The sequence below is a fragment of the Streptomyces sp. NPDC043854 genome, assembly GCF_056436005.1.
Genome location: NZ_JBWKDK010000057.1, coordinates 1 through 23,808 on the forward strand (window position 1 = coordinate 1; position 23,808 = coordinate 23,808).

Annotated in this window: 22 protein-coding genes and 1 pseudogene; 8 read left to right on the forward strand and 15 right to left on the reverse strand. The window is 70.9% G+C overall.

Features of this window, described 5'->3' with window-relative positions:
* The first annotated feature begins 50 nt into the window (after nt 1–50).
* On the forward strand, nt 51–668 hold the full coding sequence (locus tag AC068A_RS31970) for a hypothetical protein (RefSeq protein WP_478589764.1): 618 nt from the start codon (nt 51–53) through the stop codon (nt 666–668).
* On the forward strand, nt 665–1,477 hold the full coding sequence (locus tag AC068A_RS31975) for a hypothetical protein (protein ID WP_478589765.1): 813 nt from the start codon (nt 665–667) through the stop codon (nt 1,475–1,477). Before AC068A_RS31970 ends, AC068A_RS31975 begins: the two co-directional genes overlap by 4 nt.
* Before the next feature lie 537 nt (nt 1,478–2,014).
* Here AC068A_RS31975 and AC068A_RS31980 read toward each other — a convergent pair.
* A pseudogene (locus tag AC068A_RS31980) lies at nt 2,015–2,206 on the reverse strand (DUF885 domain-containing protein); the annotation flags it as partial.
* A gap of 208 nt (nt 2,207–2,414) precedes the next feature.
* Between AC068A_RS31980 and AC068A_RS31985 the strand changes: the two are divergent.
* Nucleotides 2,415–3,515 carry a M20 family metallopeptidase gene (locus tag AC068A_RS31985; RefSeq protein WP_478589766.1) on the forward strand — a complete coding sequence of 367 codons (1,101 nt, stop codon included), beginning with the start codon at nt 2,415–2,417 and terminating at the stop codon, nt 3,513–3,515.
* A 132-nt stretch (nt 3,516–3,647) separates the two neighbouring features.
* On the opposite strand, the gene AC068A_RS31990 is transcribed toward AC068A_RS31985, so the two are convergent.
* Nucleotides 3,648–4,184, reverse strand: a complete 537-nt coding sequence (locus AC068A_RS31990) for a YrhB domain-containing protein (RefSeq protein WP_478589767.1) — start codon at nt 4,182–4,184, stop codon at nt 3,648–3,650.
* A gap of 4 nt (nt 4,185–4,188) precedes the next feature.
* A complete protein-coding gene (locus AC068A_RS31995; protein ID WP_478589768.1) occupies nt 4,189–4,977 on the reverse strand; it encodes a hypothetical protein in 789 nt (262 codons plus the stop codon).
* A gap of 257 nt (nt 4,978–5,234) precedes the next feature.
* Between AC068A_RS31995 and AC068A_RS32000 the strand changes: the two genes are divergently transcribed.
* The 4 genes from AC068A_RS32000 to AC068A_RS32015 all read left to right on the forward strand — a co-directional run bounded on the left by AC068A_RS32000 (nt 5,235) and on the right by AC068A_RS32015 (nt 8,195).
* Nucleotides 5,235–5,435, forward strand: a complete 201-nt coding sequence (locus AC068A_RS32000) for a ferredoxin (RefSeq protein ID WP_478589769.1) — start codon at nt 5,235–5,237, stop codon at nt 5,433–5,435.
* A complete protein-coding gene (locus tag AC068A_RS32005) occupies nt 5,432–5,935 on the forward strand; it encodes an NUDIX domain-containing protein (RefSeq protein WP_478589770.1) in 504 nt (167 codons plus the stop codon). The genes AC068A_RS32000 and AC068A_RS32005 overlap by 4 nt, the downstream gene beginning before the upstream one ends.
* Nucleotides 5,936–6,072: 137 nt before the next feature.
* Nucleotides 6,073–6,675 (forward strand): excalibur calcium-binding domain-containing protein, encoded by a 603-nt coding sequence (locus AC068A_RS32010; protein ID WP_478589771.1) that lies wholly within the window; start codon nt 6,073–6,075, stop codon nt 6,673–6,675.
* 119 nt (nt 6,676–6,794) lie between these two features.
* Nucleotides 6,795–8,195: a cytochrome P450 gene (locus AC068A_RS32015; RefSeq protein WP_478589772.1), complete on the forward strand. Its 1,401-nt coding sequence runs from the start codon at nt 6,795–6,797 to the stop codon at nt 8,193–8,195.
* Nucleotides 8,196–8,226: 31 nt separating this feature from the next.
* On the opposite strand, the gene AC068A_RS32020 is transcribed toward AC068A_RS32015, so the two are convergent.
* Both AC068A_RS32020 and AC068A_RS32025 read right to left on the reverse strand, forming a co-directional pair.
* Complete coding sequence (locus AC068A_RS32020; protein ID WP_478589773.1) at nt 8,227–9,456, reverse strand: hypothetical protein; 1,230 nt, start codon at nt 9,454–9,456, stop codon at nt 8,227–8,229.
* Nucleotides 9,457–9,605: 149 nt separating this feature from the next.
* Nucleotides 9,606–11,153, reverse strand: a complete 1,548-nt coding sequence (locus AC068A_RS32025) for an MFS transporter (protein WP_478589774.1) — start codon at nt 11,151–11,153, stop codon at nt 9,606–9,608.
* Between the two features lie 98 nt (nt 11,154–11,251).
* Here AC068A_RS32025 and AC068A_RS32030 point away from each other — a divergent pair, with 98 nt between their 5' ends.
* Entirely contained in the window at nt 11,252–13,399 is a 2,148-nt protein-coding gene (locus AC068A_RS32030; RefSeq protein ID WP_478589775.1) for a S9 family peptidase, read from the forward strand.
* Nucleotides 13,400–13,573: 174 nt separating this feature from the next.
* On the opposite strand, the gene AC068A_RS32035 is transcribed toward AC068A_RS32030, so the two are convergent.
* The 10 genes from AC068A_RS32035 to AC068A_RS32080 all read right to left on the reverse strand — a co-directional run bounded on the left by AC068A_RS32035 (nt 13,574) and on the right by AC068A_RS32080 (nt 23,777).
* Nucleotides 13,574–14,611 carry an ABC transporter ATP-binding protein gene (locus AC068A_RS32035; RefSeq protein ID WP_478589776.1) on the reverse strand — a complete coding sequence of 346 codons (1,038 nt, stop codon included), beginning with the start codon at nt 14,609–14,611 and terminating at the stop codon, nt 13,574–13,576.
* Nucleotides 14,608–15,660 carry an ABC transporter ATP-binding protein gene (locus AC068A_RS32040; RefSeq protein ID WP_478589777.1) on the reverse strand — a complete coding sequence of 351 codons (1,053 nt, stop codon included), beginning with the start codon at nt 15,658–15,660 and terminating at the stop codon, nt 14,608–14,610. The genes AC068A_RS32035 and AC068A_RS32040 overlap by 4 nt, the downstream gene beginning before the upstream one ends.
* Complete coding sequence (locus AC068A_RS32045; RefSeq protein WP_478589778.1) at nt 15,660–16,646, reverse strand: ABC transporter permease; 987 nt, start codon at nt 16,644–16,646, stop codon at nt 15,660–15,662. Before AC068A_RS32045 ends, AC068A_RS32040 begins: the two co-directional genes overlap by 1 nt.
* Nucleotides 16,643–17,599 (reverse strand): ABC transporter permease, encoded by a 957-nt coding sequence (locus AC068A_RS32050; RefSeq protein WP_478589779.1) that lies wholly within the window; start codon nt 17,597–17,599, stop codon nt 16,643–16,645. The genes AC068A_RS32045 and AC068A_RS32050 overlap by 4 nt, the downstream gene beginning before the upstream one ends.
* A 46-nt stretch (nt 17,600–17,645) precedes the next feature.
* A complete protein-coding gene (locus AC068A_RS32055) occupies nt 17,646–19,388 on the reverse strand; it encodes an ABC transporter substrate-binding protein (protein ID WP_478589780.1) in 1,743 nt (580 codons plus the stop codon).
* Nucleotides 19,389–19,546: 158 nt separating this feature from the next.
* Nucleotides 19,547–19,978, reverse strand: a complete 432-nt coding sequence (locus AC068A_RS32060) for a DUF2752 domain-containing protein (RefSeq protein WP_478589781.1) — start codon at nt 19,976–19,978, stop codon at nt 19,547–19,549.
* Complete coding sequence (locus AC068A_RS32065) at nt 19,975–20,217, reverse strand: CD225/dispanin family protein (RefSeq protein ID WP_478589782.1); 243 nt, start codon at nt 20,215–20,217, stop codon at nt 19,975–19,977. The genes AC068A_RS32060 and AC068A_RS32065 overlap by 4 nt, the downstream gene beginning before the upstream one ends.
* A gap of 234 nt (nt 20,218–20,451) precedes the next feature.
* A complete protein-coding gene (locus AC068A_RS32070; protein WP_478589783.1) occupies nt 20,452–20,883 on the reverse strand; it encodes a hypothetical protein in 432 nt (143 codons plus the stop codon).
* A 19-nt stretch (nt 20,884–20,902) separates the two neighbouring features.
* Nucleotides 20,903–22,981: a CHAT domain-containing protein gene (locus tag AC068A_RS32075; protein ID WP_478589784.1), complete on the reverse strand. Its 2,079-nt coding sequence runs from the start codon at nt 22,979–22,981 to the stop codon at nt 20,903–20,905.
* A gap of 85 nt (nt 22,982–23,066) precedes the next feature.
* Nucleotides 23,067–23,777 (reverse strand): GntR family transcriptional regulator, encoded by a 711-nt coding sequence (locus tag AC068A_RS32080; RefSeq protein WP_478589785.1) that lies wholly within the window; start codon nt 23,775–23,777, stop codon nt 23,067–23,069.
* Between the last annotated feature and the right edge of the window lie 31 nt (nt 23,778–23,808).

Below are 23,808 nucleotides of genomic sequence, written 5' to 3' on the forward strand. Positions count from 1 at the left end.
CACAACCTCGCCCTCGCCGGATAGCCGAGCCACCCACACGGCGACCAACCATGCCCGAGGCAACAGGAAGATCATTTACGGGACAGCCCTTAGGCACGGTTATTGGGCTTCCGACCCCCCCAGGCACAATAGCCAAACTGGACGACGGGAGGTCAGCGTATATAATGCTTCGATTCGGCGACCGAGGCGATAAACCCCCTCCCGCAAATCCGCGCGACCTTGCAGCTGAAAGACCAACTCTCGCGTGTGGAATCGTTATTTTTGATGACTGGATAATGAATTTTGACCGTCACGAGAAAAATTTGGCGTTCATGCCTGATGCCGGGGTAAGCGTTTTCGATCACGGTCACGCACTGATGGGTGAAAAAGCTGGCAAGGCTGTAGAGCGCCTGGGAAGCATGAAAGACAGTCCAGCCTTCAAGGGCTGCCTGCTGGAGCATGTGAGAGGTGCGATGGTTCTACAGCGATGGTCTTCGAGAATCAGGGCAATCGACGATGGCGTGATTGCGGAGATATGCGCCCCCCCTCACCGCTTGCAGCTCCTGAACAAGAATGAGTACGACCAGGTGGTAGGCATCCTGAGATATAGAAAAGCTAAGCTATGGGATCACGTATGGTCAAGTAAAGACCAGTTTGCTAATGTCACCGACTTTGGAGAGACGTCGTGACGACTAAATGGCTGCTGGCTAAGTATGTATCAGACTTGAGGAGATTCGAGACCATTAATATTGGCGTTGTCCTGTACTACGACGGCCTCGTACTGTGCCGTTTCCAGGGGCAGGGAGTAGACGGTTCGATAGACGGCCGCCGCACGGCTCGCTGTATGCGATCTCTCGAAGTTTATCGCCAGTGGGTGGAGTACTGGAATAAATTGCACAGAGATAACGGGTTTGCAGCCTTGGAAAGAGCCGCAAGTGAAGGCCACCGCGGCGAAAATTTCTTCCTTGAATGTGGCGGAGAACTGGTCTTGGGTTCTCGCCTGGAAAGTCCAGACAAATTCCTTGACGGCCTTTATGAAAGCCTCGTCACGCCGACAAGGGGACATCATTCCATGGCGGAGGCGGCGTTCAATAAGGTGATCAAGCCGCTACAGTCCCTCCTTCCCGAGCGACTAGTATCTGGCGCCAACGTAACCGTTTCGAGTGATGGTCATCTCGACGAGCTGTATTTCGATTACCGATACAACGGCCCATTGTTGGCGTTCATTCAGAAGGCTACGCTCCGACCTGGTGATAGCCATTCATGGAATCGCATACATGCGATATCGTGGGGATTCGAGAAGGTGCGACAAGCGAGTGATCCACCCCTGAAGGATGCCAACCTGATCGCTTTGTATAGATCGAATTCGGAAGATTCGCGCCTAGGTAAAGAGCTTGGGCAGCTTCGGAGTAGAGTTGACCATTTGGTAGATGCGTCAGGCGCACACGCAGTGACGGACCTTCGAGACCTGCTGACAGGCACTAGGGGGAAGACATGAGTCCTATTACGATGTGAATGGATGCGCTGCTTCAATGGGCGGCCGTGTTCGTGTTTTGCTTGGGAAACCGGTTGCATGACGCGACCTCCCGCCTAGGTGCAATACCGCAAGCGAGGGTAACGGATCAAGAGCATCCGAGGCTGACATCAACGGCGTCAGGCAGGGGCGCACGCCAGCAACTTCGACCGTCCGTCACGGCGGCAGCTGGCAGCGAGCACTCTGGCACCCGATCGAACTTACAAAGCAGATGTCAGTGGTTCGAGCCGCCAACGGGAAGCGGTGTGCCGGGCCGCCTCTGGGCCGTCCAAGGGCGACCCAGAGCGACCCACAACGACCAGAGTCAACCGCTTCTACGCTGCTCAGGGGTAGTTGATGAGGTGCCTGCTGAGGTCATGGCGCTGCGCTGTAAGTTCCGCGACATCTGACGGAAGGGGCACCGCCATGCCCTATTCGACTCGCGGAAAAATGCGAGTCATTGCGGGGTGTGGCGGTGCCTGCGGGTCTTTTCAGAGGGCTGAAAGCTCGGTCAGGAGGTCGTTCGCGCCGCAGCGGCTCGGGGCCGGGGTCGGTGAACTCCGCGAACCAGCTCCGGTCCGTACCGATCCACTCGGTCAACTGGCCGACGACGGCCGAGACCTGCCGCGGTCCTGCGGGCAGCTCGCGCGCGAGGCCGGCGTTCAGGGCGGCCCGGTAGCCCGCCAGGGCGTCCGGCACGGCGCGCAGCCGTCGATGTCGTCCGCACCGGGAGCGGCCTCTGCTGCAGTGAGCTGCCGCAGGGTCGTACGCGCCAGCCCACCGCTTCCTGGCCTCCGGCGGAAAGTCGGGGAGCCGGGGGTCGCCGGTGGCTGCGATGGCCGACGGCAAGCGTCCCTCGGCCGAGCCGGCGGTCCCGTCGCGGAGTGCCGACCCGCTGCGGCGTGCGGACTACCCTTTGCCCATGACGACGCAGAAGACAGGCCGTGTGAGTGTGGAAGCGATGCTCGAGGACCTCAGGACGCTCGTCGAAACCGAGTCGCCGTCGCGCGACCCCGACGCCTTGACGGCATCGGCCAAGACCGTCGCCGGCGTCATCGAGCACCGCCTCGGCGGTCACGCCGTCCTCGTCGAGAGCGAAGCCGGACCGCACGTCCACTGGTCGGGCGGCGGCGAGCCCAAGGTCCTGATCCTCGGCCACCACGACACGGTGTTCCCGCTCGGCACCCTGGAGCGGCGCCCGTTCGCCGTCGAGAACGGGCATGCGACCGGCCCCGGGGTCTTCGACATGCTCGGCGGCCTGGTGCAGGCCGTGCACGGGCTGGCCGCCCTCGAGGACCGGTCGGGCGTGGAGATCCTGGTGACCGCCGACGAGGAGGTCGGCTCCCGCTCCTCGCGGGCCCTCATCGAGGAACGGGCCCTCGCCTGCGGGGCGGTGCTCGTGGTCGAGGGCGCCGCGGACGGCGGCGGCCTCAAGACCGGCCGCAAGGGCTGCGGTTCCTTCCACGTCTCCATCACGGGCCGGGCCTCGCACGCCGGCCTCGAACCCGCCGCCGGGGTCAACGCCCTGGTCGAGGCGGCGCACCAGGTGCTGGACATCGCGGCGCTCGGCCGGCCCGTGATCGGCACCACGGTCACCCCGACCGTCGCCGCCGCGGGCACCCTGGACAACGTCGTCCCCGCGGAGGCGACCGTCACCGTCGACGTGCGGGTGGAGTCGGACGATGAGAAGGAGCGCGTCGAATCGGCCTTCGCCGCCCTGACCCCGCACCTCGACGGGGCGGAGATCACGGTGGAGGGGTCCATCGGCCGGCCTCCGATGCCCGAGTCGGCCTCCGCCGAACTCTTCGCGCTGGCACAGGAGTTGCTCCCCGGCCTCGAAGGCCGGGCGGTCGGCGGCGGCAGCGACGGCAATTTCACCGCCGCCCTGGGCGTGCCCACTCTCGACGGCCTCGGCGCGGTCGGCGGCGGCGCCCACGCCGACCACGAGTACGTGGTGGTCGAAGCCATGGCCGAACGCGCCCAGCTGGTCGCGGGCTTGGTCACCGCCCTCCAGAACGCCTGACCCCGCCCCTCCTCGAGGGCGGCGCGCGCCGGGCGCAGGCTCATCCCGCCGGACGGGCCTGCGGGTGGAAGAGCGGCGGGCGGCGGGCCTCGGGTCGTGCTTCTGGGCCGTCTACCGACAGGGCCGAGGCACCTACCGGACCGGGCCGGCCACCGTTTCGATGGGCGGGGGTGGCTTCGGCGGCTCCTCGCGGGTGAGGCGCGCGAGCTCTTCCGGTGGTTCCGCGCCGTCCCGGACGGCCGCCACGTAGGCCTTCGCTTCCTTCAGGCCCAGCCGCGGGGCCTTCTGGCGCAGGTGGCCCATCGCGGCCACGGCCCCGGCGGAGTGCACGAGCGCGCGAACGGCGGCGGCCAGTGGATCGGGCCGCCTGATGCCCTTGATCTCCCGGAGGTACTGGTCCTCCCAGGTGTCGTCGTCCCACCAGACGGCGTGGACGTAGTGGATGCTCCCGTCGTACCGGTCCACCAGGTAGTGGCCGCCGACGAAGCTGCCGATCACGACACGCGCACCGGCCTGCTCCGCCGCACGCCAGAAGACGAGCCAGCCGACCTCCCACTCCTCCACGCGGTGGAGGTCCGGCGTGGGGGGCGGCCCGCTCCACCGCCACGTCGGCAGCTCTCTGGCCAGGAAGGATTCCACGAGCTCGACGGCGCGTTCCTTGGAGATCACGGTCTCATCCTCCACCACGGGTCAACCGCTTTTCCGGTGAGGCGGGGAGGTCGGTGAGGGTGCGGTCCGGGCGGTCGGCGTCGCGGGCCTCGCGCGTCGGGTAGAAGCGCCACTCGCCGTCGCGGAGTACGGCGACCGGGTCGGACCAGTCCTCGTGCGGCTCCGGGTCCACGACGTGGGTGGTGGCGGTGGCGACGTCGTGGATCACCAGCGAGAGGATCGCGATCGTGCCCATGGCGTAGTGGCCCTGCAGGGGGTGGTCGTCCGGCGCGGCCATCTCGATGACGTAGAAGCGGTCGTCCACCCAGTACGCGATTTCCTGGAGGAAGCTCGGCGCGTCCACCCGGACCCCGTCCACCCACACCATCACCCGGGACCACTCGCCTTGGACGGTCACCGCCCGGTGGCGGTCGTCGGCGGTGAAGTCGGCCCGCACCCCGTACCGGGTGTAGCAGTCCGTGAAGCCGCTGCAGGCGCCGGCCACCGGGCCGTGGCGCAGCGCCGGCCGCTCGCCCGCGGGCGGCGGGACGGGGTCCTGTGAGCAGGTCTGCGGCTCCCGGCAGGAGCGGTCGATCCGGCGGTTGCAGCCGAAGCCCAGCGCCGCGAAGTCACGGGGCGACAGCCGGGAGAGCAGCTCGCCCAGCCGCTCGCAGTACCCGTCCTCGCCGAGCCGGGCGGTCTGCTCGGCCGCGGCCGCCCACCACTGCCGGACCGCGAGCGCCTCGGGCGAACGGCTCAGCCAGTCCTGCCACGGGTCGGTCTCCGGCTCCGGCTCCGGCTCCGGCTGCCCCACCGGTACCGTGTCGGGCTTCGTCTCGGCAGTCGCCCGGGTCCTTCGCCTGCGCCACGGCCACATCGCGCACCACCCCCGCGGTCGATCGTAGGTCCCGGAAGCCGCGGGACGCCCGCGGTTTACGGCGCCGTGCGGGGGCCCCACCTCGCCCGAAGGGGTGATTGTCCGGGCGGCTCGCCGATCCGGGCGCCCCTGGCGGCGATCATGAGCAGCGCGCATGCGACCGCGTGCACCGGGATGTCAGAAGGGCCGGATCCATGTCCGACAGGGTCAGCATCGACACCGACGTCTGCATCGGCAGCAGCCAGTGCGCCCTGCGCGCGCCCGCGGTGTTCACCAGCGACGACGACGGGTTCGGGATGGTGATTCCGGGCCGTGAGGACGGCGGCGGCGACCCCATGCTGAAGGAGGCCGCCCGGGCCTGTCCCGTCCAGGCGATCTCCCTTCCCGGCGAGTGACCTCCACCTGGCTTCCGCCCGAGGAGTTCGCTGCGACCCTGCCCAAGGCGGCCGCCTTCGCCTGCCTGTTCTTCACCGACGAGCAGGAACGGCCGGTGCAGCTGCGGGCGGTGTACTCGCGCAGCCATCCGTGGCAGTGGCCCGGCGGCTGCATGGAGGAGGGCGAGCGGCCCTGGGAGACGGCGCTGCGCGAGTGCCGGGAGGAGACCGGCATCGTCCACGGCGGCCCCCCGCGGCTCCTGGCCACGGTCTTCGGCCTGCCGGGCGGGCAGTGGCCGCTCAGCTCGATCGGCTTCGTCTTCGACGGGGGCCGGCTCACCGCCGAGCAGATCCGGCGCATCACCCTGGACCCGGCCGAGCACGACGACGTACGGGCGCTGCCGCTCGACCGGTGGCGGGCCCTGATGCCGCCGAGGGATTTCGAGCGGCTCGAAGCCGCCGTGGAGGCCCGCCGGACCGGAACCGCCGCGTACTTCGACACCTGGGACTGGGGGGACTGAGCCCGGGCCGGCCGGACGCCGGCGCAGACTGGCCTGAAAGGGCGTCACGCTGCGACGGCGGGTGCGCGTACTCTGCGGCGGTTCCGCACTGCGTCGATCTTGGGGAGCGGGTCATGTTGCACCGTCGAAGATTTGCCGTGGCAGCGGCCGTGGGGGCGGCCGTCGCGCTGGTGAGCGGCTGCCAGGATCCCGCGCCGGCCAAGAACGGCAAGGGCGCGGGCAGGCCATCCGCGGCCACCGCCGCCGCGCCCTCGCCGAGCGCGACCGCCCCGGTCATGCCGGCACTGGTCGGGCAGAGGTTCGCCGACGCCGAGACGACCGTGAAGAAGCTGGTCACCGCCCCGATCGAGGCGCGGAGCGCGTACGCCGACGTGAAGCTCGCCGCCGACCACGCCCAGTGGTCCGTCTGCTTCCAGACCCCGGCCGCCCAGAGCCCGGTGACCCCGGCCACGGCCGTCGAGCTGTCCCTGGTGGCGCCCGGCACGCCCTGCCCCGCGCAGGCGGGCGCAACGCTGCGCCCGCCTGCGGCCCCCGCCACGCCGACCGCCTCCGCGCCGAAGCCGGCGGCTTCGAAGCCCGCATCCGGCGGCAGTTCCGGCGGCTCCTCGGGCGGCGGCGCCGTCGTGTACAAGAGCTGTGCCGAGGCGAGGGCCGCGGGCGCCGCCCCCATCCGGCGCGGACAGCCGGGCTACAGCCGCAGCCTCGACCGCGACAACGACGGCATCGCCTGCGACAGGTAGCCGGCCGGACAAACCGGGAGGCGAATGGCCGGTTTCGGCCGGATTGGGCGGTAGACCTCGCCGCCACGCGCCGGACCGTGCAGAATCAGCCCCGTCGGCACGGTGTCGGGGGGGCGGCCATGGCAGCGGTGGGATCACAGGCACGGGCGGACCGGGGACCCGGTGCGGAGGTGCCCTCGCTCGCGGGGCTCCCGCTGCTGGGTTCGCTGTTCGACCTGAAATCGGACTCGCTCGGCACCTACCTGCGCGCCCAGGCGCAGCACGGCGACGTCGTACGGATCACCGCGGGCCCGCCCGGTCTGCGGGCCGAGCTGTACTGCGTGTTCTCCGCCGAGGGCGCCCAGCAGGTCCTGGCTGCGCAGTCCGCCAACTTCCGCAAGGACAACGCCTTCTACCAGGAGGTCCGCGACTCCTTCGGCAACGGCCTGCTGACCAGCCAGGACGAGGACTACCTGCGCCAGCGGCGGCTGGTGCAGCCGCTGTTCACCAAGCGGCGCGTGGACGGCTACGCCGGCGCCGTCGCCGAGGAGACCCGGGCCACCCTCACCGCCTGGGCGCAGGCCCCCGGCGGGGTCGTCGACGTCGCCGACGAGATGATGCAGCTCGCCCTGCGCGCCGTCGCCCGCATCCTCTTCGGCACCGATGTGGACGCCACCGTCGATGTCGTCGACCGGTGTTTTCCGGTCATCACCGAGTACGTGGTCCGCCGCGGCTACTCCCCCGCCAACATCCCGCGGAGCTGGCCCACGCCCGGCAACCGGCGGGCCGCCGCCGCGATGGACGAGCTGTACGCCGTCTGCGACCGGATCATCGCCGAGCGGCGCGCCGCCGCCGCGGACGCCGGCCGGGGAGAGGACCTGCTGAGTCTGCTGTCCGCCGCCGGGAGCACGCAGGACGGCGAGTTCGACGCCGCCGAGCTGCGCGACCAGGTGCTGATCTTCCTGCTGGCCGGGCACGAGACGACCGCGACCTCCCTCGCCTTATCCCTGCACCTGCTGGGCCGGCACCCCGAGCACCAGGCGCGGGCCCGCGAGGAGGTCCTGCGCGTGCTGGGCGACCGTACGCCCGAGGCCGCCGACCTGGAGCGGCTGCCGTACCTCACCCGGGTCCTGAAGGAGGCGATGCGGCTCTACCCGGCTGCCCCGGTGATCGGCCGCAGCTCCGTCGCCGCCACCGAGGTCGCGGGGCACACCATCCCGGCGGGCTCGGACGTGATCCTGGCCCCGTGGGTGACGCACCGCCACCCGCGGTACTGGCCGGACCCGGAGCGCTTCGACCCGGACCGTTTCACCCCGGAGGCGGAGGCCGAGCGGCCGCGGTACGCCTGGTTCCCGTTCGGCGGCGGCCCCCGCGCCTGCATCGGGCAGCACTTCTCGATGCTGGAGTCGGTGATCGCGCTGGCGATGCTGCTGCGGGCGTACGAGGTCGAGGCCGTGGACACCGACATCCCGGTCAGCGCCGGGATCACCCTGCGCACCGGGGGACCGACGCGCTGCCGGATCAGGAGTTCGGCCGGGTAGCCGCGATCTCCGGCCCGCACCCCCGGTCCGGTCACACCAGCACCCCGGCGAAGAACATCGCCCCCAGAAGGGCGTACTGGACCAGGCAGCACAGCAGCAGGGACGTCTGGACCCATCGGGGCAGGTCCTTGACGAGGACGAGCCCGACGAACATCTGTGCGTGGTTGCGGTACCACGACATCTCGGCGCCGGCGAGGAACGGCAACAGGAAGATCATCACCGTCAGGCTCAGGGCCGCCCACTCCTCGACGTCGAGCCGGCGGTCCCGGACGAGCCGGATCGCGGCCGCGGCGACCACGAGCAGGACGAAGGCCGTGTTCAGCCAGAACTGGGGCCGGTGCGCGGCGAGACCGTGCTCGACCAGCCACGGCAGGTGCCCCTCGGGCGTGTACCAGTGGCTGAAGGGGAAGGCGTAGGCCTTGCGCATCTCGTCGAAGGGCTGGCGCAGGCCGCCCTGCCCGTAACTGGACGCCTGGATGGTCCGGTACGCGTCCCAGCGGCCCGTCGCCTGCCACATCAGCCATGCGGCCCAGAGCACGCCGCAGGCGGCGAGGGCCGCCGACAGTCCGGCCTTCGCGCACCGCACCGGCCGGGAGTCCCCGCGCCAGGCGAAGAACGCGCTGAGCAGCAGCATGGCGACGGCGGCCGCGCCGACGGGGTGGCAGGCCGACGCCGCGAAGCCGCCGGCGGCGGCCAGGCCCCAGGAGCCGCGCTTCACCCCGGCGATGCAGACGAGCAGCGCCAGCGTGCCGAGGGCGATCGGGAACACCGCATGGAGGTAGATGCCGCCCGGGAACACCGCGCCGATGGCGAGGGTGAGGCCGGTGGACCGGGTGAGCCGGGCGCCGAGCAGCCACCACAGCACGGCGAACATCCCGAGCAGCGCCGCTTCGGTGACGACGACGGCGGACAGCTCGTGGGAGAGTCCGGTGGCGGACAGCCCCCGGACCGCCATGGGGTATCCGGGGAACCAGGCGACGTTCCCGCACATGACGTCGGGGAAGTCCGGGTGGCGTTCCCGGCACGGGAACATCTCGTAGCCGGTCCTGGCGATGGACAGGTAGTGCTCGGAGTCCCAGCGGCGGCGGCTCCCCGTGGACCAGTAGGACACTGCGGATCCGTCGCCGGCCACGGACGCCCGCGCGACCAGCCAGGTGACGAGGTTCGAGATCAGCCATGCGGCGAGCGGGGGCAGCAGGGCGTGCCGCCGGTCGCGGCGCGGTGGCCGGTCGGGGGCGGCCGGTGCGGGGTCAGGGGTCATGTTCGGTCACCGGCCGGCCACGGGCAGCGCTGGGCTCGACGGCCACCGGTCAGGTTGCCGTGCTTCCCGCTCAGTGTGGCGAACCCCGCCCGGGGCCGCATGCGGAAGTGCTCCGCGGCACAGTCCTCCGCGGCACGGTGGGGCGGCGCTCAGGCGGCCGTCGGGGTCTGGTGGCCCTTGAGGCGTTCGAGGTCGGACACCCGGACCTGGATGGCGAAGAGCGCGATGGCCGCGCCCACCAGGGTGAACGCGGCCGCAGCCACGAAGGCGGCGCTGACGCCCGCGGTGAGGACCGCGTCGCCCCACGGGTCCGGGAGCCGGCCGGTCTGCCGGAACGCGAGCTGCTGTGCCGGGGTGGCGGTGGCCAAGAAGTCCGCGGCCTGGGCGGGGGCCTCGTTGCGGCTGGCCGTGCCGAAGACGGTGACCAGGATGGACAGGCCCAGCGATCCGCCGACCTGCTGGGTGGTGGCGAGCAGGCCGGACGCCGCGCCCGACTCGCGGTCGGTGACGTCGGACAGCGCCATCACGGTCAGGGACACGAACTGGAGGCCCATGCCGAGGCCGAAGAAGAGCATCGGGCCGAGGATGCTGCCGGCGTAGGTGGAGTGGACGTCGGTCTGCGTCAGCCAGCCCAGGCCGACCGCGCAGGACAGGGCGCCCACCACCATGAAGGGCTTGGGCCCGAACGTGGACAGGAGCCGCGAGGTGATGCCCGCGGCGATGGCGATGATCACGCTGACCGGCAGGAAGGCGAGCCCGGCCTGGAGCGGGCTGAAGCCCAGCACGTTCTGCACGAACAGGGTCAGGAAGAAGAACATGCCGAAGATCGCGCAGGCGAGGAAGAGCATGATCCCGTAGGTGCCGGCCCGGTTGCGGTCGGCGAACATGTGCAGCGGGGTGATCGGCTGGACCGAGCGGCGCTCGTTGGCGGCGAACAGGGTCAGCAGGACCACGGCCACGCCGAAGGAGGCCAGGGTGAACGGGTCGCGCCAGCCGTCCTGGGCCGCGCGGATGAACCCGTAGACGAGGCTGACCATGCCGACGGTGGACAGCAGGGCGCCGGCGAGGTCGAAGTGCCCGGGGTGGCGCTCGGACTCGTGCAGGACCTTGGTGGCGAGGGTGGCGACGACCACGGCGATCGGTACGTTGACGAACAGCACCCAGCGCCAGTCGAGCCATTCGACGAGGACGCCGCCGAGCAGCAGTCCGGTCGCACCGCCGGCCGCGGAGACCCCGGAGAACACGCCGAACGCCCGGTTGCGGTCGGGGCCTTCGCGGAAGGTGGTGGTGATCAGGGCCAGGGAGGTCGGGGAGGCGATGGCGCCGCCGACGCCCTGGAGGGCGCGGGCGCCCAGCAACTGGCCCTCGTTCTGGGCGAGTCCGCCGAGCAGCGAGGCCAGGCCGAAGAGCAGGACGCCGAAGATGAAGACCCGTTTGCGGCCGAGGATGTCGCCCGCGCGTCCGCCGAGGAGCAGCAGCCCGCCGAAGGCGAGGGTGTAGGCGCTCACGACCCACGACAGGCTCTCGGTGGAGAAGCCGAGCGACGTCTGGATGTGCGGCAGCGCGATGTTCACGATGGTGATGTCGAGAACGACCATGAGCTGGCACGAGGCGATGAGGAAGAGTGCGAACCCGCTTCCGTTCCCGCGGACCGTGCCGTCGGTCCCCTTGCTGGTCGGCGATCCATTGGGGTCCACCCTCCCGACGCTAAACCTGCCACCGGGGGTACACCACTCGAATGGCCTAGGGTGCATGACGTGTACAGTGTGCCATTTCACATGTCACACTGCCATTCATGGACGACTTCCTCAGGCTCTCCGCCCGTACGGCCCGCTTCACGTACGGCGCCCCGCGCGCGTTCTCCTTCGGCGACGACGGCCGGCTGCTCTGGTTCCTGCGCTCCTCCGGTCCCGCCGACCCCCACGACTCCCTCTGGGTCCTCGACACCGCCACCGGCTCCGAAACCCTCCTCGCCGACCCGCGCGCACTCGTCCCCGAACCCGGTCCGCTCCCCCTCGCCGAGCGGCGGCTGCGCGAGCGGACCCGGCTCACCGCCGCCGGGATCGGCTCGTACGCGCTCTCCGGCGACGGGCGGCGCGCGGTCTTCGCCGTGTACGGCCGCCTGTTCACCGTGGCGTACGATCCCGCCGCCCGGCCGGCCGCCGCCGGGCCGGCAGGGCCGCCCGTGCATGTGCCGGCCGGGACGCCCGTGGAGGTGCCCGCCGCCGGACCCGCCTTCGACCCCCGCCCCAACGCCGACGGCTCCCGCATCGCCTACGTCGCCGACGACGCCCTGTACACCGCCCCCGGCGGGCGGGTCAGCCCCGACGACGGGGCCCGCTGGGGCGTCGCCGAGTTCGCCGCCGCCGAGGAGCTCGGCCGCTCCCGGGGCCACTGGTGGTCCCCCGACGGCGTCACCCTGCTGGCCGCCCGCGTCGACGAGACCGCCCTCCAGCGGCGCCACTTCGCCGACCCCGCGCACCCCGAGCTGCCGCCCGAGGACTTCGCCTACCCCGAGGCGGGCGGGCCCAACGCGGACGTCGGGCTGTGGGTCCTCGGGCCGGGCGGCCACCGGGTCCGGCTCGACTGGGACGCCGAGCGCTTCCCGTACGTCTCCGACGCGTCCTGGCAGTCGTCCGAGGAGATCCTGCTGACCGTCCAGGACCGGCTCCAGCAATGCGTCCTGCTGCTCGGCGCCGACCCCGCCACCGGCCGCACCCGGGAGCTGTCGCGCACCGCCCACCCCCAGTGGGTCGACCCGCTGCTGCCCGGCACCCCGGCCCGGCTCCCCGACGGGCGCATGCTCACGGCCGCCGACACTCCCCCAGCTACCGCTGGGGGTGCCCCCACGGGCGGGGCCGCCCGGACCCTGGCCGTCGACGGCCGCCTGCTCACCGGCGACGGCGTCCAGATCCGCGGCTTCGCCGGCGTCCACCAGGGCCGGCTGCTGGTCGAGGCCGGGCTGCGCGACCCCGCCGAGCAGCAGGTGCTGCTGCTCGACCCGGACACCGGCGAGTTCAGCGTGCTCGCCGACGATCCCGAGGTGCCCACCGTGCACTCCGTCCTCGCCGACGCCGGGACGCTGCTGCTGACCGCCGCCGGGCACGCGGGCGTACGCCGCACCGTGCGCACCGCCGACGGGCGCGAGTTCACCCCGGCCGACCACGCCGAACCGCTGCCCTGGCGGGTGGCCCCGGTGCTGGAGCGGGTCACCGAGCACGGGTTGCCCACCGCGCTGGTGCTGCCCCGCGGCCACGTCCCCGGGCGGCGGCTGCCGGTGCTCGTGGACGGCTACGGCGGCCCCGGCTTCCAGGACGTCAGCGCCGAGCCGCGCCGCTGGCAGCACCGCCAGTGGTGGGCCGACCAGGGCTTCGCAGTGGTGACCGTCGACAACCGCGGCACCCCGTACGTCTCCCCCGCCTTCACCCACGCCATGTACCGCGGCTTCTCCGAGGTCACGCTGGAGGACCAGGTCGCCGCGCTGCACGCGCTCGGCGCCCGCCACCGCGACCTCGACCTCGGCCGGGTCGGGGTGCGCGGCTGGTCCTACGGCGGCTACCTGTCCGCCCTCGCGGTGCTGCGCCGCCCGGACGTCTTCCACGCGGCGGCCGCCGGGGCCGCGCCCACCGACTTCCGCCACTACGACACCGCGTACACCGAGCGCTACCTCGGCCTGCCGCAGGAGCACCCGGAGGTCTACGAGCGGGACTCGCTGATCCCCGACGCGCCGAAGCTGACCCGGCCGCTGCTGCTGATGACGGGCCTGGCCGACGACAACGTCCACCCCTCGCACACCCTGCGCCTGTCCCGGGCGCTGACGGACGCGGGCCGCCCCCACCAGCTGCTGGCCCTGCCCGGGGTCACGCACATGACCCCGAACGGCACCCGGGAGAAGCTGATGGCACTGGAGCTGGAGTTCTTCCGCCGGGAACTCGCCGGCTGAGCTCCGCGGGCGACCGGCACCCGGCATCCGCGCCCGGGTGCCGGCGTCCCCGCCGGGGTGCCGGCGTCCCCGCCGGGGTGCCGGCGTCCCCGCCCGGATGAGGCGCCGGACACGGGCGAAGGGCCCCGCAGCCGATCGTGTCGGCTGCGGGGCCCTCCCTTCCCGGGATCCCCGTCAGTCCCCCGGGAAGTGGCAGGCCACCTCGCGCGAGGCGGCGATCCGCAGCAGCGGCCGCTCGGTGCGGCACACCTCCTGCGCCTTGGGGCAGCGCGGGTGGAAGGTGCAGCCCGGCGGCGGCGCGGCCGGGCTCGGCGGGTCGCCGAGCAGCACGATCCGCTCCCGCCGCCGCTCGGCCGCCGGATCGGGCAGCGGTACGGCGGACAGCAGCGCCCGCGTGTACGGGTGCTGGGGGTTCTCGTACAGGGCGCGCTTCCCGCCGATCTCGACGATCCGGCCCAGGTACATGACGGCGACCCGGTCGCTGACCCGTTTCACCACGGACAGGTCGTGCGCGATGAACACGTACGCCAGGCCCAGTTCCGCGCGCAGCCGCTCCATCAGGTTGACGATCTGGGCCTGGACGGAGACGTCGAGCGCCGAGACGGGCTCGTCGGCGACGACGAGCCGGGGGCTGGTGGCGAGGGAGCGGGCGATCCCGATGCGCTGGGCCTGTCCGCCGGAGAACTCGTGCGGGTAGCGGTCGATGTGCTCCGGGATCAGCCCGACCAGGTCCATCAGCTCGGCCGCGCGGCGGCGGGCGTCGGCGGCCGTCCAGCCCTGCACCAGCAGCGGGTCGGAGATGATCCGGGCCACCGTCTGGCGGGGGTTGAGGGAGGAGTGCGGGTCCTGGAAGACCATCTGGACGTGCCGGCGCAGCGGTCGCAGGGCGCGCTGCGAGAGCCGGGTGATGTCCCGGCCGTCGAAGGCGACGGTGCCGGAGGTGGGCTCCAGCAGGCGGACGAGCATCCGGCCGGTGGTGGACTTGCCGCAGCCCGACTCGCCGACCAGGCCGAGCGTTTCGCCGGCCGCCAGGTCGAAGGAGACCCCGTCGACGGCGCGGACGGGCGCGCCCCGGCGCCCGCTCCCGGAGCGCCGGCCGGGGAAGGCCATGGTCAGGTCGCGTACGGACAGCAGGGCCGCGGGGCCTGTGCCCGCGGGGGTCCGCGGTGTCCCGGGGGTCTCGGCGGGGGTGTGGGCGGGGGTGGTGGTCATCGGGCCGCCTCCTCGGGGGTGGGGGATCCGGCGAAGTGGCAGGCCACCGACCGGCCGGGCTGGTTCCCGTACGCCCGCAGGGCCGGGCGGTCGCCGGTGCAGGGCGCGGCGGCCTTCGGGCAGCGCGGGGCGAAGGCGCAGCCGGGAGCGGGCGTGAGGAGGGAGGGCGGGGAGCCGGGGATGGTCCGCAGGGGCTCGTCGTCGGCGTCGTCTGCGTCATCTGCGATTCGCGGCATCGAGTCGAGCAGGCCCCGGGTGTAGGGGTGGGCGGGGTCGGCGAACAGGGCGTCGACGCCGGCCCGTTCGGCGGCGCGGCCGCCGTACATGACGAGGACCTCGTGGGCCACGCGGGCGACGACGCCCAGGTCGTGGGTGATCATGATGATGCCGAGGCCGCGTTCCTGCTGGAGGCGGGCGAGGAGTTCGAGGATCTGCGCCTGGACGGTCACGTCGAGGGCGGTGGTGGGTTCGTCGGCGATGAGCAGGTCGGGCTCGCAGGCCAGCGCCATGGCGATCATCGCCCGCTGGCGCATGCCGCCGGAGAACTGGTGCGGGTATTCGCGGGCGCGGCGGGCGGGCTCGGGGATGCCGACCTCGCCGAGCATCTCCACGGCCCGTCTGCGGGCGGCGGCCCGGCCGGCCTTGAAGTGGACGCGGACGTGCTCGGCGATCTGCTCGCCGACCGTGTAGTAGGGGTGGAGGCTGGACAGCGGGTCCTGGAAGATCATGGCCATGGTCCGGCCGCGGAGCCGGGAGAGCTCCTTCTCGGGCATTCCGGTGAGCTCGCGGCCGGCGAGCCGGACGGAGCCGGTGACCTCGGCGCCGCGGTGCAGGCCCATGACGGCGAGCGAGGTGACCGATTTGCCGGAGCCGGACTCGCCGACGATGCCGAGGGTCCGCCCGGCCTCGACGGTGAAGCCGAGCGAGTCGACGGCGCGTACGGGGCCGCGCGGGGTGGTGAACGTGACGTTCAGGTCGCGGACCTCGAGCAGCGGCGGCGCGGAGGGGTCGGCGGCGGTGGGGGCGGCAGGGGCCGCGGGGGCGGTCATCAGTACCTCACCCTCGGGTCGACGGCGGCGTAGAGGAGGTCGACGGCGAGATTGGCGACGACGATGAAGAAGGCGGCCAGCAGGGTGACCCCGAGGACGACCGGCTGGTCGGAGCTGACGAGGGCGCCGTAGAACAGCCGTCCGATGCCGGGGAGTCCGAAGATGGACTCGGTGATGACGGCGCCGGCGAGGAGGCCGCCGAGGTCCATGCCGAAGATGGTCAGGATCGGGGTCATTCCGGAGCGCAGGCCGTGCTTGACGACGACGGTGCGCTCGGGCATGCCCTTGGCGCGGGCGGTGCGGATGTACGGCTCGGCCATCGCCTCGATCATGGAGCCGCGGCTCTGGCGGGCGTACATGGCGGCGTACAGCAGGGCGAGGGCGGTCCAGGGCAGCAGCAGGTTGGCGGCCCAGCCGAGGGGGTTGTCGGTGAAGGCCTGGTAGGCGGGGTAGGGCAGCAGGCCGGCGATGCGGATCACCCCGTAGATGAGCATCACGGAGGTGAAGTAGACCGGCAGGGAGGCGGCGGCGACGGCGCCGACCATGAGGGCCTTGTCGGTGGCGGTGTCCTTGCGCAGGGCGGCGGTGACGCCGGCGCCGAGGCCGAGGGCGAGCCACAGCACGGCGGCGCCGAGGGCGAGGGAGGCGGAGACCGGCAGCCGGTCCATCAGCAGGTCCCACACGGGCAGGGAGTTCTCGTACGAGTAGCCCAGGCAGGGGAAGTCGCAGCGGACGGCGTACTGGCCGGTGCCGAGGGTGCGGCCGGTGAAGATGCCGGTGAGGAAGTCGCCGAACTGGCGCCACAGCGGCTGGTCCAGGCCCAGGTAGGCGCGGACGTCGGCGATGCGCTCGGGGCTGCAGGTCTTGCCGCAGGCGGCCGCGGCCGGGTCGGAGGGCAGGACGTAGAAGATGAGGAAGGTGACGGCGGCAATGGCGAGGAGCACGCCCGCGAGGGCGAGCAGCCGGCGCGCGAGGTAGAGGATCAACTGCGGCCTCCCCGCGGGTCGAGGATGTCGCGCAGGGCGTCCCCGAGCAGGGTGAAGGCGAGGACGGCGAGGAAGAGGAAGGTGCTCGGGATGATGAAGTACATCGGGTCGGTCTCGTAGAAGGCGACGGACTCGGCGATCATCTGGCCCCAGGACGGGGTGGGCGGGCGGACGCCCACCCCGAGGTAGCTGAGGGCGGCCTCGGTGCTGATCATGCCGGGGATGAGCAGGGTGGTGTAGGCGATGACCGGGCCCGAGACTCCGGGGAGGATGTCGCGGGTGAGGATCCGCCAGGAGCCGGAGCCGCCGACGCGGGCGGCGTCGACGTACTCGCGGTGCTTGAGGGAGAGGGTCTGGCCGCGGACGACGCGGGCGACGCCGGGCCAGCCGAAGATGCCGATGACGGCGGTCATGAGGACGATCCGGTTGACGTCCTTGGCCACGGACAGCATGGCGATCATGAAGATGAGGGACGGGAAGGACATCGTCAGGTCCATCAGGCGGGACAGGACGGTGTCGGTGCGGCCGCCGAAGTAGCCGGCGGCGATCCCGGCGGCGGTGCCGGCGACGACGACGATGGCGGTCGCGGCGAACGCGATGAGCAGGGAAACTTGGGCGCCGGTGACGACGCGGGCGAACAGGTCGCGGCCGGTGACGGGTTCGACGCCGAGCCAGTGCTCGGGGCTGATCCCGCCGAAGGAGCCGAGCGGCAGGCCGCCGAGGTAGGGGTCGACGGCGGACTTGTCGAACTCCTCCGGGGACCAGCCGCCCAGGGCGCTGAGCCAGGGCGCGGTGGCGGCCATCAGGACGAAGAGGAGGACGACGCAGAGGCTGACGCGGACGGCGGGGCGGCGGCGGAGCTCCCGCCGGGCGAGCTGCCAGGGGCTGCTGCCCGGGGGGAGGTCCTCGGCCGGCGCGGCCTGCGGGGCCTGCGGGGCTGCGGTGGCGGTCATGGCTGTGGATTCCTGGGGGTTCCGGGAGCCGGGGGCCGGGGCCCGCTCAGCCCTGGCCCTTCGAGGGGTCCTTGAGGCCGACGGTGGCGTAGTCGATGGTGCCGGTCCACACGGGGTGGCCGAAGGCGCCGGCGATGTTGGTGCCGATGAGCAGGGGCTTGCGCTCCAAGAGGATCGGCACGGACGGGGACTTCTTCATGATCTCGGCGTCGAGGTCGATCCAGGCCTGGTTCGCCTGCTTGGCGTCGGACATGGCGTTGATCTCGTCGATCCGCTTCTGCACGGCCTCGTCGCGGAACTGGCTGTAGTTGCCCTGGTTGCCCTTCTCCTTGATGGTGCGTCCGTCGAAGACGAACGGGATCCAGGTGGAGCCGGAGGGGTAGTCGGGGCACCAGCCGGTGAGGGTCATGTCGGGGGTGGTGGACAGGTCGCCGATGACGTCGTAGTAGGCGCCCGGGTCGACGGTGTCGATGACCACCTCGACGCCGGCGCGGGCCAGGCCCTGCTGGATGGCCTCCGCCTTGCCCTTGTCGCCGGTGGAGACGGCGAGGGACACCTTCAGGCTCTCCTTGCCGGCGGCCTTGAGGAGCTCCTTCGCCTTGGCGGGGTCCCCCGCCGGGGCGATCTTGAGGGTGTCGGCCTGCTTGCCGCCGGTGAGGGCGGGCGGCAGGTAGGCGGTGGCGACCTCGTTGAGGGCGGGGCCGCCGCCGGCGGTGACCACGGCCTCCTTGTCGACGGCGTACTGCACGGCCTCACGGACCTTGGGGTCGTTGAAGGGCGCGCGGGAGTTGTTGAGGTGGAGCATCTCGGTGCAGCCCTGGGACTCGGCGAGCAGGCGGGCCTTCACGTCCGGCTTGGGCAGGACCTTGGGGGCGCTCTCGGGACGCATGTCGGCGTACTGGACGGTGGAGGCGTCGGCGCCCTCGCCGGCGATGATGCGGTCGTCGATCTGGCCGCCCTTGAGGCCCATGACGACGACGAACTTGTCCGGGTAGGCCTTGCGGACGGTGTCGGTCTCGGGGTCCCAGTGCTCGTTGCGGACGAGGACGAGCTTCTTGTCGCGGTCGTACGACTCGATCTTGTACGGGCCGGAGGAGAACGGGCGGGCGTCGTACTGGGTGCCCTTCTCCTGGGACTGCGGGACGGGCGCGAAGGTGGGGAGGGTGGCCGTCGCGGAGAACTCGGCGACCGGGCGCTTGAGTTCGAAGACGATGGTCCGGTCGTCGGGGGTCTTGACGGAATCCAGGTGCTGGCCCTGGAGCGGGCCCTTGTAGCCCTCGGTGCCGGCGAGGTACTGGGCGGCGTAGTCGGGGCCGCCGGTGAGGTCGGGGGCGAAGGAGCGCTCGACGTTGTACTTGACGTCCTGGGCCTTGATCGGCGTGCCGTCCTCGTACTTCAGGCCCTCCTTGAGGGTGAAGGTCCAGGTGCGGCCGCCGTTGGAGGGGGTGCCGAGGTCGGTGGCGAGGTCGGGGACGAGCTCGCTGCCGGCCTTGCCGGGCTCGGCCTTGAAGGTGACGAGGGTGCGGTAGAGCAGGCGGGTGCCGAAGTCCATGGTCGGCATGACCCAGTTGCGGGCGGGGTCAAGGTGGGCGAAGTCCTGGTTGGACAGGACGGTGAGTGTGCCGCCCTTGACGGGGGTGCCGCCGAGGACCTTGCCGTCGTTGGCGGCGGCGGGGTTGGCGGAACCGTCCTTGGCGGAGCCCTTCTTGGGGTCGGAGCAGCCCGAGGCGCCGAGTGCGAGAGCTGCCACCAGGGCGGTGGCGAGGGCGAGTTGGGTGCGCTTGGTCATGGTCACTCCAGTGAAGGGCCGCGCTCTACGGTGTGACCGGTAACATAGTAATGTGAAATTGCACTGACAAGAGATCAGCCCCGCCGTTATCCAGCCGTGTCCAACGCACCCTTTCCGCAAGGGGATCCGTCCCCGCCTGCCGGGAGCCCGCGTGCTCGTCAAGCTGCCAGCACGCCCCCGAGAACGGGGAGATTGCGCACCACCGTCCAAAGGACGAGGACGATCAGCATCGCGCGCGCCAGCCACGCGGGGAGCACTCGCCGACCAGTCCTGCCAGTGACGACTCGCAGCCACAGAACAGCGGCGCACGGCAGTACCGCGACCAGAAGCAGGTTGTAATCCGCCGCGGCCGCTACATGGGCCTGCGTGAGCTGATGAAGAGCGCGCAAGCTGCCACAACCCGGACAGTCGAAACCCGTGAGGGTGCGGAACGGGCAGCTGGGGAACCGACCGGGTTGCGTGGGATCCGCGAGCCTCACGGCGACAGCGACCACTGCGAACGTTCCGGCGGCGAGCCATGCGTCGCGGACGGGCTTCGGTCCGGACGCCCGGGAAACCAGCCGGAGGCCCCGCAGGCACACTCCTTTCACGGCGAGGGCATGTAGGTGGTGGTCGTGTCAGACCCCAAACCGACGGCAATGAGCAGCAGCCACGCAAGGCAACCGGCCACGATGCTCACGATGACGAAGAGCTTCGCCTTCCGCGCCGCTTCGGCGGCTCCCATGACGTCACCCACCTTCCACTTCTCCGAGACCCGCGAGGCGTAGACGATGGCGGCGATCCCGGTCGGCAGAAAGCAGAAGAGCGTGACGAGGATGGCGGCGGACAAGTACGTCTCCGGCGCTCGCGCTTGTCCTGCGTGGGCAGCCCCTCCCGCCTGGTGTTGTTGCCACCCCGGCTGCGGGGGCGGGGGCTGAGGAGACTGCGGATCAGGAGGCGGGGGCTGGGCTGGCGGTGGCATGAACGGCTCTTGCCAGGGAGTCTCCGGGCCCCAGTTTTCGCCTTCTGAAGGCGGAGGTTGGTGTCGGTCAGCCATGGCTGCACACCTCTCCCGATCCGGACCTCAGGCAGGGGTCCAGATCGCTCGTCGTGAATCCCAGGTCCACCGGTCACCACAGGCCTCCAGACCGACGGCCTGCTCGTATGCCTGCTCCGGCAGATCTGCGGTGAAGGTGACCCGGCCGCCCGTCGCCGACTCGACGATCACGCCCTCCGGCGCTTCCGCTCCGTCCGAGCGGCCTCTCAGCAGTCCGTCCACGAACGCCTTCAACCCTTTGTGGGCCTGTTCGGCGAGACGCTCGAACAAGGTGCTGAGGAACGGTTCCAGGGCAGCGGACGTCACCAGCACCAGCACGGCATCGGCCGCCCCTCGCCGCGTGGGCCGCAACATGCACGTCGTGGTGACCCCGGCCTCGCGCAGCACGTCCTGCTGTTCCAGCGCCGGGGCGGAGGGGAGCGATGAGGGCCAGAAGATTTCCACCTCGGGGTCGGCCATGACGTCTCTCCCTTTCTGGTCAGCGAGGCAGCGACCAACGCTCGACGACACCCGAGCGGGTGCCGGTCACCAGCCCCTTGCCGCTTTCGAGGAACCCCAGCCCCGCGAGCTCGTGCACCAGCTCCGCCACGACGGTCAACTCCCCTGTTTTCAGGTCCCACAGGGCCACCGTGCCCTCGTCATCGGACATGGCGAGGGCCGGGGAGCCGGCGGAGAACACCAGTTGGGAGGGCTGTCGGCCGTGGTCGGTCTGGCAGAGGAGACGACCGTCCCAGGACCAGAGGCGCACCCTGCCATCGGCGGAGCCGGTGGCGAGGGCGTGTTCCGTGAGCGCGAGGCAGCGTACCCGCTGGGGCTGCCGCCAGGTCATCACCGGCTGTCCTCGTACGTCCAACTGCCGCACCATGCCGTCGCCGGTTGCGACGACGAGGTGGCGGTCACCCGGTGCGAAAGCGAGGGGACCGAGCCCGCCGCGCCCGCCCTTCCGCTGCCAGGTCCTCGGCTCCCGCGCCGACCGGCCGGGCAGATCCCGTACCCGGGCACCCCACGTGTTGTAGACGTAGATGCGGTCCTTGACGGTCACCGCAATCCAGTGGCCGTCCGCGCTGAACGCGAGGGCATCCCCTTCTTCGCCCACGTTCATCACACGCACCGGCATTCCGGACTCGAGGTCCCAGACGACCACGGTGCCGTCATTGTGCCGACTGGCCACGTTCCGCCGCCAGGGACCCCAGGCCACGCGTATCGGATTCTCGCGCTGCACGGGCGTGCACTGCCCGACCAGTCCGCCGTAGACTGCGTTCAAGACCCGGACCGCGCCATCGCCGCAGGCGGCGGCGAGGAGGTCGTGAGGCCCGAGCACCAGGTGACTGCACGGGCCGATCTCGGCGAGCAGAGAGCTCTGGGAGACGCGGGATGCCGGTGCGGGCGGCGGCGGTACGGGCGGAGGTGGCTTCGTGGCCGCCGTCGGCCGCGGCCGCGGGTGCTGCGAGCCCGGCGGCGCTTTCGGCAGCGAGAAGATCCGGGTCTCGTCAGATGCGAGGAACAGCACGGGAGTGGCCCACTCCAGGCTGTCCAGATCCATCTTGACGTCTTCGCGTGCGAGGGTCACCGCCCGGTCGACCGGGAGCCCCTCTGCGATCCGCTCATAGAAAGAGGAGGCAAAGACGAGAGCGGCCCCATCGGTTATCTCATATTGCATGGCGACCACTGCGGGGACGCCGGCACGCACGAGAGTGGCGGCGGTACCCGTGAACACATCATCGGATCCGCTGACCGCAGACTCGCAGGAGTTCAGCACGATGAGACGCAGGTTCGGGCTGTCCGCGATCAACCGCTCGAAATCGCTGGCATATATCTTCCTGGCCGACCCGTCGGCACCCGCGAGCTGAATGTAGCCCGCGTTCCGCTCCTCGTCGAATCCCCCGTGGCTGACACAGTGAAGCACGTGCCAGGTACCGAATCGCAGCTCCTTCGCCAGATCCTGCCACTTGTCCCCGGAAAGCCAGTGGACGTCCACACTGTCGGAGCTGCACCGCTGAAGCGCCCGCGATATCTGCTCTCCTTCCCGCTGCCCTTCCAGTACGGGCAGATCACTCGGCTGCGCTGACACACCCAGCACACGCAAGGGAAGAGCGAGGGCCAACGGGGGTACTGGGTTCATCAGCCGCAAGTAGCGAACGACCGGGACACGAAGCGCGAGATAGTCGTCGCGAGAAGGGTCGACCAGGAATTCCCAGGGAATGTGCGCAACATGCGGCCCGTTCGTCCGCAGCAATATGCGCAACGGGCTTCCCTGCGTTCGCGCATGACTGCGCCACCGATCGAACAGGATGGATATGTCGTCCCGGAATATCGCCGCAGTGAGACGTTCTCCGAATTCTCGCACAGGTCTTTCCGGCGCAGGCGCACCACGCACGACCGCAGAACTGTACGACTTGGCCAGAGAAATCTCCACGCGAGAGAGTGCAGACTGGAGCTCGTTCTCAGAATAGGGCGCCTGCACCCGAATCAGTGCTTCGCCGCAGTCGGAAGCGCACGACACGATCCAGTTGGTGTCGGCTTCAATGATTTCGAGCTGGAATGGGAGACCTTTCATCCAATCCACCTCCGCCCCTGGATATAGTTCACACCCGATACTTCGCGGCGTCCATCCGGGGTTTACGGAGGTGGAAGGGAACGGCCTAGTGCCCCGACCCGAGGACTCCCGGGGTCCGGCCTACCGGTTCGTCGCGGGCTTCGGCCCACAGGGAGCGGACGTGGCCCAGGTGGCGGCGCATGCACTCCTCGGCCCCTTCCGCGTCGCCCGCGAGCATCAGGTCCAGGAGTTCGAGGTGCTCCTCGGCGGAGGAGACCAGCTTGCCGGCCTCGTCCAGCCCGGTCAGGCCGTACAGGCGGGAGCGCTTGCGGAGGTCGCCCACCGTTTCGACCAGGCGCTCGTTGCCGGCGAGGCCGAGCAGCGTGAGGTGGAAGCGGCGGTCCGCCTCCAGGTAGCCGATGAGGTTGTGCTCGCGGGCGCTGCTGACGATCTCCTCGGCGATGGGGCGGAGCTCCTCCAGCTGCTCCTTCGCCGCCATGCGGGTGACCTTGCCGACGGTCGGGACCTCGATCATCGTGCGCAGTTCGGTGTACTGGTCCAGGTCGCGCTCGCTGACCTCGGTGATGCGGAAGCCCTTGTTGCGGACGGGTTCGACGAGGCCCTCGCGGGCCAGGTCGAGCATGGCCTCGCGGACCGGGGTGGCCGAGACGCCGAGCTCGGCGGCCAGGCCGGGGGCCGAGTAGACGCTGCCGGGGCGGAGTTCGCCCGCTATCAGGGCTGCTCGAAGGGCATGGCCGACCTGGTCGCGGAGCCGTTCCTGGGCCTTGATGAGACTGTGCTGCTTCAGGTCACCCATTGTTCTTCCTCCGAGGCACCGCACACGACCG